This is a genomic window from Chryseobacterium sp. RR2-3-20, from assembly GCF_017808115.1.
Classification (GTDB): Bacteria; Bacteroidota; Bacteroidia; order Flavobacteriales; family Weeksellaceae; genus Chryseobacterium; species Chryseobacterium oryzae.
The window spans coordinates 1-486 of the sequence record NZ_JADQBD010000224.1; the positions used below are offsets into that span (position 1 = coordinate 1).

Annotated in this window: 1 protein-coding gene; it reads right to left on the bottom strand. The window is 33.1% G+C overall.

Annotated elements, in window-relative coordinates:
• Positions 1-169 precede the first annotated feature (169 nt).
• Positions 170-343: a hypothetical protein gene (locus IV513_RS15725; protein WP_209391492.1), complete on the bottom strand. Its 174-nt coding sequence runs from the start codon at positions 341-343 to the stop codon at positions 170-172.
• Positions 344-486: the final 143 nt, after the last annotated feature.

The window sequence follows — 486 nt, forward strand, 5'->3', positions numbered from 1 at the left end:
TGGATTTAACTGAAAGTTCAATTCAGACTGCGTGAAGCCGATGCTTTTTCATCTTGTTAAAATTAGTAAAAAAAACAATATGAAAAGCAGCGGCGGCTAAATAAATCGAATATCTCAATTTAGACTTTCCCCCGCATTTTGCCAATACTATGTTAGCAGAAGCCTCTTCCTAGAATGTTATCCACTTTGAATTTTCATCGTGTCTAACTCTCACTGGTGTGAATTTTTTAAAGTCTTTCGTTTTGTATTCAAGTTCGTAGGCGTCTGAATGATCTTCGGTGTAAAGAGGACCAGAAATTAGATAACTTCCATCTTTAAGTTTTTTGTTAACTCCAGCGTGCATAGATCCAGTTCCCCAACGTAAAGTATTATATCCGTTTTGCTTAATTTTTTTAATGAATATCCGTAATTTATCATAACTTTTGTATATTTGTAGTAATCAAACAATTAGATATGAATTTATTCAGTTTTTCAGCACATTTTGGG